We start from the raw sequence: 7,717 nt of genomic DNA, 5'->3' as shown, positions 1-7,717 counted from the left end.
CGTGGGCTGCCGGGCGTTCTTGCTGGTGAAAGTGCAGCGCGCCCAGCGCTGGTCCGGAAGGAGCTCGCACCGTGGGGGGTTTGGGGGGCTCGGCCCCCCAAAATGACTCCAGCCGACGAGGTCCACGTTCTCCGTGGACACACGTCGGCTGAGGCTGGCGGTAGCGGTGGGATTTGAACCCACGGAGGGCGTGAACCCTCACACGCTTTCGAGGCGTGCTCCTTCGGCCGCTCGGACACGCTACCGCCGAAGAGCTTACCGGACGGCTTGGTGCGCCCTTCCAGCACGTCCCCGTTGTGGGTCAGGCGATGGGGCGGTCGAGGAAGGCGGGGACCAAGGTAGTCAGGACCTGCTGGTGGGCGGCGGTGATGTGGGTGGTGCCGGGGAGCACCGCGAGTTCTGAGTTCGGCAGGCCGGTGATGTCCCCGACCACGCCACCGCCGGTGAGGCGGAACAGTTCGACCGCGTGTTCGGGGCGGACGATGTCGGAGTCGCCGATGACGGTCAGCACGGGGGCACGCAAGGCTTTGATCGTCTCGCTCGGCACGGCCTGGGTGTTGCGGACCATGTCCTTCACCTTGGTCACGAGCAGGTCGAAGTTCTCCGGGCGCGGGTTGAGCCGCTTGTACTCCTCGTGGAACGGGCTGCCGTAGAGGTCCTTCGGCTGGATCTGGTCCATCATCTCCAGGTGCCCGGGGTGGAATCCGCTGTTGTTCACCGTCGCGGACATGAAGACCAGCTTGTTCACCTTGTCCGGGTGGCGGACGGCCATCTGCATCGCGACACCCGCACCCATGCTGTAACCCCAGACGTCGGCTTTCCTGACCCCGATCTTGCCGAGCAGGTCGGCGGTGTCCTTCGCCATCTGCTCGAGGCGCAGCGGGCGGTCGCCGATGTCGGCCGTGCGGCCGTGGCCCTGCTGTTCGACCGAGATGACCTTGCGGGTCCGCGCGATGCCGCCGACCAGTTCTCCCCAGGACGTGCCGGTCGCCGAGAAGGCGCCGTGGATCAGCACGACTGGTGGCTTGCCGCGGTCCTTGCCGTGCACCTCGTAGTACATGCGCAGTCCGTTGACATCCGCATAGTGCCCTCGGCCGCTTGTGGATTCGGCGTCACCGTGGGCGGACGGGCCGATCGCGAGAACCGCTCCTGCCGCGGCGGTGACGACGGCCGCGGTGATCTTGGCGATCTTGTTCATGTCCTGCTCGCTTCCGCTCGATCTCGGTCTTTGCCTACGCGTCGAGCGAGCGGACAGCGGATCGACACACGCCACCGAAGTTTTTTCGGTGGCGTGTGCGCGGGGGGGGGGTGTTCCTAACGGCCCGCGACGTAGATGTCACCGTCGGCTATGGCCACGTCACGGGCGCTCGACGCGCCGCTGGCCAGGATCCGCGCCGGGTCGCGGAAGCCGCCGATCACCTCGACGCGTTGGACGGGTTTGCGGGTCGGGATCACGGTTTCCGCGCGCCAGTCCCTGCCGAGGGTCGTCAGGTAGGTCTCGATGTTCGGCTTGCCGTCCCTCGTCGCGTACACGCGCCACGTCGCCAGGCCGACCGGTTCGATCTCCCTCGTCCGCAGGCCGCTCGCGACCTGCTTGGTCTCCCACGCGCGTCCGTTCCACACGCTCGCCTGGTTCAGCGGTGTGCCGGTCGTGCTGTCGAACGTGAACCACAGCAGGAACGGCCTGCCGATGCTGCCGCCGACCTGCTGGATGTAGTCCGGTGACTTCAGCGTGCCGGTTGGCCGCTCCAACGGTGTTTCCGCGACCTTCAGGTGGGCTTCCTGGTCGGCGTCGTCGATGTCGTAGCCGAGGTCACGCCAGTCCGCCGAGTAGAAGTGCAGGTTGTACGGGTTGAAGACCGCGTAGTACATGTTGCGGTGGTAGTAGTCGTGCACGTGCTGGGTCGGTCCGCCGCCCGCGAGCGTGTAGACGATGTGCACCAGGCCGGTCAACGGGTCCTGCCGCAACTGTCCGATGTAGATCTCGTTCATGTTGTCCGGCCGTGCGGTCGAGCCGATCGCGAACGGCTTCCCGGTCAACTCGACCGAATTGCGCCAGGTGCGCCCGTTGTCCTTGGACACCAGGTACTTCATCGGCCTGGTGTCGGTCGGGGTGACCTTGTCGATGTCGCGGGTGGTCTCGCGGTAGAACACGAAGAGCGTCCCGTCGAAAGACTTGAACGGCATCGGGTAGCTGGCGGCCTTGCCCGCGTCGACCTCGTACGTCGACCATTCCCCGTCGACCGAGTGCGGCCTGGCCGATCGGCTGATCACCGTCGCCGTGTTGTGCATGCCGCGCACCAGCAGCACGTGCCCGTCGTTGGCCTGGATCATGGTCGGGTAGTTGTGTGAGTCGGACTCGCCCTTGGCGATGAACTGGGGCGCCGACCATGTCTTGGCCCGGTGGTCGTACGCCTGCACGTAGGTGTCGGCGTCCTTGCCTGACCACGAGATGAACGTCTTGCCTGCCTTGGCGTCGTAGATGCCACCCGCGACCGGTCTGCGGTCGGATCGCGACGCGACCTCGGTGGCCGTCGTCATGACTGTGAACGACTGCGCTGCCTGGACGGCCGGGGCAAGCGCCACCGCCGTCGCCAGGACAGTCGAAGTCGTCAGGATGCGCTGCGTTCGGCGCATAGAACTGCCTCCTGGTCGTCACTACCCAGGCGGCGGGAGCGACTCATGGTCGCATACCGGGTGCCACGAGTGAAGAGGCCGAACAGTTGCCTTCGCGTACTTCCTTCGTTCACTCGGCCGGGGGACGATGCGTCGGTTGATTTCACGAGGGAGGACAGAGCGTGACCTCATCCTTACGCGGTCTCGCCGTGGCGGCGTCGGTCGGGTTGACCGTGCTGGTCGCGGTGCCGGGCGCGAGCGCCGCGCCGAGCCAGGACGTCCTGATCGGCGAGGTCTACGGGGGCGGCGGAAACTCCGGTGCCACGTTGACCCAGGACTTCGTCGAGCTGGCCAACGCCGGGTCCGCGCCGGTCTCCCTGGCTGGGTGGAGCGTGCAGTACCTGCCCGCCGCGCCGAGCGCGTCCAGCCGCTGGCAGGCCACGGCGTTGACGGGCAGCGTCCAGCCGGGCAAGACCTACCTGGCCAGCGAGGCGAAGGGCGCGGGCGGAACGGTCGAACTGCCCACGCCGGACGCCGTCGGCTCGATCGCGATGGCCGCGGGCGCCGGCACGGTCGCACTGGTGAAGAGCACCGACCTGCTGACGTGCCTGACCGCCGCCGACTGCGCCGCCGACACCCGGATCCATGACCTGGTCGGGTACGGCAACGCTGCTGTCCGTGAATCAGCGCCCGCGCCGGGTACGGCCAACACGACGTCGTCCGCTCGCGTCACCAGCACGGACACCGACAACAACTCGGTCGACTTCGCGACCGGGGCGCCGAGCCCGCTCAACGCGGCAGGGCAGGGCCCCGGCGGCGGAACACCGCCGGTTCCCGCGAAGATCCACGACATCCAGGGCATCACCCGCGTGTCGCCGTTGGCGGGCAGGAAGGTCGCGGACGTCACCGGTGTGGTCACCGCGATCCGTGCCTTCGGGCCGCAGCGCGGTTTCTGGTTCCAGGACACCGTCGTGGACGCCGATCCCCGCACCAGCGAGGGCCTTTTCGTGCTGACCGGTTCGGCGACCCCGAACGTGAAGGTCGGCGACGCCGTCGTGGCGGCGGGCACGGTGAAGGAGGCTCTGCCCAACGACGACGCGAACTCGACCTTCCAGTCGGTGACCCAGCTGATCGGCGCGACGTGGACGGTCTCGTCGGCGGGGAACGCCTTGCCACAGGCCGAAACTCTCGGCGTGCTGCCGACGGCTTACGTCCCCACCGGCGGCAACGTCGACGCGCTCGAACTCAGGCCGAACGAGTACACATTGGACTACTTCGAGTCGCGCGAAAGCATGCGCCTGGCCGTGTCCGACGTGCGCGTCGTCGGGCCGACCACCGAGTACAACGAGTTCTACGTGACGCTGCGGCCGAACGAGAACCCGACGGCTCGCGGCGGAACCCTGTACACCGGTTACGGCCAGCCCAACCCCGGCCGGTTGAAGGTGATGTCGCTGATCCCGTTCTCGCAGCGGCCTTTCCCGCAGGTGAACGTGAACGACAAGCTGACCGGCCTGACCGAGGGCCCGTTGGACTACTCGAACTTCGGCGGATACACCTTGCAGGCCACCACTCTCGGCGAGATCGCCGGTGGCGGGTTGCAGCCGGAGAAGACCCGCAAGCAGCGCAGCGGGGAAATCGCGATCGGCACGTACAACGTGGAGAACCTCGACCCGGGCGACGACCAGGCCAAGTTCGACCGGCTGGCGGACGGGATCGTGACCAACCTGGCGAACCCGGACATCGTCGCGCTGGAGGAGATCCAGGACGACAACGGCGCGACGAACGACGGAACGGTGTCGGCGGGCCAGACGCTGCGCAAGTTCACCGACGCGATCGTCGCCAAGGGCGGCCCGCGCTACGAGTGGCGCCAGATCAACCCGGTGAACAACACCGACGGCGGTGAGCCGGGCGGCAACATCCGGGTGGCGTTCATCTTCAACCCGGACCGCGTGTCCTTTGTGGATCGCGCGGGTGGTGACGCGACCACGGCCGTCCAGGTCGTCACCCAACGCGGCAGGCCCGCGCTTTCGGTGTCACCAGGCCGGGTCGACCCGGCCAACGAAGCGTGGAACAGTTCACGCAAGCCGCTGGCCGGTGAGTTCGTCTTCCAGGGGCGCAAGGTCTTCGTGGTGGCGAACCACTTCAACTCCAAGGGCGGCGACCAGTCCGTGCACGGCCGCTTCCAACCACCGAACCGGGTGAGCGAGCAGCAGCGGGTCAAGCAGGCGATCGCGTTGCGCGGCTTCGTGGACAGCGCGCTCGCGGTGGACTGCAAGGCGAATATCGTGCTCGCGGGCGACCTGAACGACTACCAGTTCTCCCCGGCGCTGGCGGAGCTGACCCGAGGTGGCGCGGTCCGGGACCTGATCGACACGTTGCCCGTGAACCAGCGCTACACCTACGTGTTCGAAGGCAACTCGCAGGTGCTCGATCACACACTGACAAGCAGGGCCCCGCGCGGAGTGGACTATGACGTGGTTCACACCAACGCGGAATTCGCCGGTCAGGTCAGTGACCACGACCCACAGGTGGTCCGCCTGCGGCCGAGCACCGGCGACGACCTGCTGGACAAGCTGTTGGATCTGCTGGACCTCATCGAGCAGCTACGAGCCTCCCGTGGGTAGTGTCCACTTTGACACGAAGAGGAGGCGTGTAGATGACTTCGGACAATCACGACAAGACGACCGCACGTAGGCCGAGCCACGCGTTGCCGGACGACGCGGACGGCCCCCACCCGCTGGTCGACCTGTCCCGTGACCCGCACCCAGGGGTGGCGGACCACGCGAAGCCGGACGACGAGGACTAGGAAGACGAGAAGAGCCGAACGCCGGGCCAGGGGCACCCCAGGCCCGGCGTTCGCACGTCCAGCCAAAGCGACCCAGGCGGCGAGCAAGTAGTTCGAAAGAGCGACGGCCCGAAGGGCCGCGCGAGAGAGGCCGGGGGGTTTGGGGGGTCGTCCCCCCAACATGACGACGGACGACCCGGTCTGCGCGTTCCGCAGACACAGGTCGCCCGAGTCCGTGCGGAGGATAGGGGATTTGAACCCCTGAGGGCTATCACACCCAACACGATTTCCAATCGTGCGCACTAGGCCACTATGCGAATCCTCCGTCGGAGAGCTTACCGGATGTGGTCCTGACCTCCCAAAACGGGGGTCTCACGAGCGCTCGACGAGGGCAAACGCCACGCCGCCGACCTGCTGGGGTCTTCCAGCAGGTCGGCGCGCCAAGCATGGCTGTGAATGAGTTGGTCGAATAACCGCATGGACCAGGAAACCGCGAAGCCCGAGACGTTGCGGACGGGGATCACTCGGTGCCGCCGCTGTCGGGCGTACGCCGTGGGTTCCGCTTGAGAAAATCGAAACGACCGAGGGGACTGTGCTCGGCTATGTCATGGAGTTTTTCCCCGCTTACATGCATATCCTGCATTCCGCAGATCGCACTCTGCACATCATGTTGAGCAGCACTGTCCTCTCCAGACAGGAGCTCATCGGGTCGCATCAGTCCCCTGTGGGCGAGGACACCGGATTACCCACTGTCGCCGGATGTGTTCGTGTGGTTAACATCCGGTCACACGTGATCTTGGTTTGAACAGCTGTTGAAAACCCGTCGGCCAATTCTCCCGGTTGGCCGTGAACACGCGCGCGCTTTCAGCAATGTCCCCGCCGCCTGCAAGGGAAGATCCATGACCAAGTTCCGCAAGTCCGTCGCCGCGGTCCTCGCCGCCGGTGTCCTCACCCTCGGCTTCGGCCCGGCCGCGACCGCGTCCGCCGAGGTCCCTGCCGCGTCGCGAGCCGCTGCCGAGACCAAACTCGCTGCCCTGCGGCAGATCGTCACGCCGGAGAACGTCGACGAACTGCTCACGCGCGTCGACGACCCCGCCACTGTGAAGCAGCTGACCGACGCGCGTGCCGCGCTGGACAGCCCGCGGGCGCAGGACATCGACATCATCGCCGAGTTCAAGAAGTTCGCGAAGTTCGCCCAGCCGATCATCGTCGCCGGGATCCGGTACGGCGGTCCGATCGCCGCCGCGTTCGTCGCGGCCCTGCCCCTCATCGTCCCGCTGATCCCGGGGCTCAACGCGTTCGCCCCGTTCGTCGCGCTCCTCGCCCCGCCGATCGCCTTCCTGATCGAGAAGGGCGCGCCGATCCTGGCCGACTTCATCGAGTCGATCGAGATCGAGGGCGTCGACGAGCCGCAGGCCAAGCAGATGCTCACCAGTCACCTGCGGGACAGCGGCCTGCCGCTCGCCTCCGCCACCATGTTCGGCGGCGTGTTGGCCGCCCTGTTCGCCTGAGCCACGAGAACACCGGAGGGCGCCCGAGTGGCGCCCTCCGGTTACCTGGGAAGGGGTACCGTCGCGGTCATGCGAATCGCGTTCGCGGCTGACGACGAGAACGAGACCACCGAAGCGGTCCTCGACCACCTCGCCGCCGAGCACGAGGTGATCCGGCTCGCGCAGTCGGAGTCCTGGCCGGAGTTGGGCGCGGCGGTGGGTCGTGCCGTGGTCGACGGCGACGCGGACTTCGGCGTGGTGATGTGCTGGACCGGGACGGGCACGGCGATCGCGGCCAACAAGGTCCCCGGTGTACGGGCCGCGTTGGCGTGGGACGCGTGGATCGCGGCAGGCGCTCGCAAGTGGAACGACGCGAATGTCCTTGCCATGAGCCTGAAGCGGCTCGCGCCGGACGTCGCGGTCGAGGTGACGAAGGCGTTCCTCGGCGTCAGCGAACCGGATCCGGACGAGGCCGCGAACATCGCGCGGCTCTAGGTCACTGGCCGAAGCGGCGGATGATCCTCGCGACGACGCTGGACACGACGAGCCAGAACAGCGCCGCGATGCCGTAGTTGACCAGGACGTTCAGCTTCGGGTCGCTCGGCGTGAACAGGTCCTTGAAGCCGAGCGCGACCGGGTCGGCGACGTCGGCGAAGAAGCTCGTGATCCCGTTGGCGGGGTTCGCGCTGCCGACCGTCAGCAGGACGTGGATCACCAGCACCAGCGTGCAGAGCAGGCCGATCCACCTGACCACGGCCGCGATGACACCGACGACCTGTGCACGCGTGGCACCGGAGCTCTTCGATGAGTCGGCATGCTGGGCCAT

7 protein-coding genes and 2 tRNA genes are annotated in these 7,717 nt (G+C 67.2%); 4 read left to right on the top strand and 5 right to left on the bottom strand.

Annotated elements, in window-relative coordinates; translation table 11 throughout:
* Positions 1-155: 155 nt before the first annotated feature.
* From ALI144C_RS29990 to ALI144C_RS29980, 3 genes are all read right to left on the bottom strand, one after another.
* Positions 156-245 (bottom strand) — tRNA-Ser (locus ALI144C_RS29990).
* Between the two features lie 56 nt (positions 246-301).
* Positions 302-1,198, bottom strand: a complete 897-nt coding sequence (locus ALI144C_RS29985; protein ID WP_076990484.1) for an alpha/beta fold hydrolase — start codon at positions 1,196-1,198, stop codon at positions 302-304.
* 116 nt (positions 1,199-1,314) lie between these two features.
* Positions 1,315-2,637 (bottom strand): BNR-4 repeat-containing protein, encoded by a 1,323-nt coding sequence (locus tag ALI144C_RS29980; protein WP_083753490.1) that lies wholly within the window; start codon positions 2,635-2,637, stop codon positions 1,315-1,317.
* Between the two features lie 161 nt (positions 2,638-2,798).
* On the opposite strand from ALI144C_RS29980, the gene ALI144C_RS29975 reads away from it, so the two are divergent.
* Both ALI144C_RS29975 and ALI144C_RS55795 read left to right on the top strand, forming a co-directional pair.
* A complete protein-coding gene (locus ALI144C_RS29975) occupies positions 2,799-5,240 on the top strand; it encodes an endonuclease/exonuclease/phosphatase family protein (protein WP_076990483.1) in 2,442 nt (813 codons plus the stop codon).
* A 32-nt stretch (positions 5,241-5,272) separates the two neighbouring features.
* Entirely contained in the window at positions 5,273-5,422 is a 150-nt protein-coding gene (locus ALI144C_RS55795; protein ID WP_168211376.1) for a hypothetical protein, read from the top strand.
* 217 nt (positions 5,423-5,639) lie between these two features.
* Here ALI144C_RS55795 and ALI144C_RS29970 read toward each other — a convergent pair.
* Positions 5,640-5,726, bottom strand: a tRNA-Ser gene (locus ALI144C_RS29970).
* Between the two features lie 574 nt (positions 5,727-6,300).
* Between ALI144C_RS29970 and ALI144C_RS29955 the strand changes: the two genes are divergently transcribed.
* Both ALI144C_RS29955 and ALI144C_RS29950 read left to right on the top strand, forming a co-directional pair.
* On the top strand, positions 6,301-6,912 hold the full coding sequence (locus ALI144C_RS29955) for a hypothetical protein (protein WP_076990480.1): 612 nt from the start codon (positions 6,301-6,303) through the stop codon (positions 6,910-6,912).
* Positions 6,913-6,981: 69 nt separating this feature from the next.
* Positions 6,982-7,386 carry an RpiB/LacA/LacB family sugar-phosphate isomerase gene (locus ALI144C_RS29950; RefSeq protein WP_076990562.1) on the top strand — a complete coding sequence of 135 codons (405 nt, stop codon included), beginning with the start codon at positions 6,982-6,984 and terminating at the stop codon, positions 7,384-7,386.
* 1 nt (position 7,387) lies between these two features.
* On the opposite strand, the gene ALI144C_RS29945 is transcribed toward ALI144C_RS29950, so the two are convergent.
* Positions 7,388-7,717, bottom strand: coding sequence for a hypothetical protein (locus ALI144C_RS29945; RefSeq protein ID WP_076990479.1), 330 nt, complete (start codon positions 7,715-7,717; stop codon positions 7,388-7,390).

Origin of the sequence: Actinosynnema sp. ALI-1.44 (genome assembly GCF_001984155.1) — a bacterium.
Classification (GTDB): Bacteria; Actinomycetota; Actinomycetes; order Mycobacteriales; family Pseudonocardiaceae; genus Kibdelosporangium.
Note: the sequence above shows the minus strand (reverse complement) of the source record. Positions and strands in the feature narration are given on the sequence as shown.

Bases quoted from the DNA above. Each gene is read 5' to 3' on its own strand.
- ALI144C_RS29955 (WP_076990480.1), top strand. From the start codon at position 6,301: ATGACCAAGTTCCGCAAGTCCGTCGCCGCGGTCCTCGCCGCCGGTGTC.
- ALI144C_RS29985 (WP_076990484.1), bottom strand. From the start codon at position 1,198: ATGAACAAGATCGCCAAGATCACCGCGGCCGTCGTCACCGCCGCGGCA.
- ALI144C_RS55795 (WP_168211376.1), top strand. From the start codon at position 5,273: ATGACTTCGGACAATCACGACAAGACGACCGCACGTAGGCCGAGCCAC.
- ALI144C_RS29945 (WP_076990479.1), bottom strand. From the start codon at position 7,717: ATGGCCCAGCATGCCGACTCATCGAAGAGCTCCGGTGCCACGCGTGCA.
- ALI144C_RS29980 (WP_083753490.1), bottom strand. From the start codon at position 2,637: ATGCGCCGAACGCAGCGCATCCTGACGACTTCGACTGTCCTGGCGACG.
- ALI144C_RS29950 (WP_076990562.1), top strand. From the start codon at position 6,982: ATGCGAATCGCGTTCGCGGCTGACGACGAGAACGAGACCACCGAAGCG.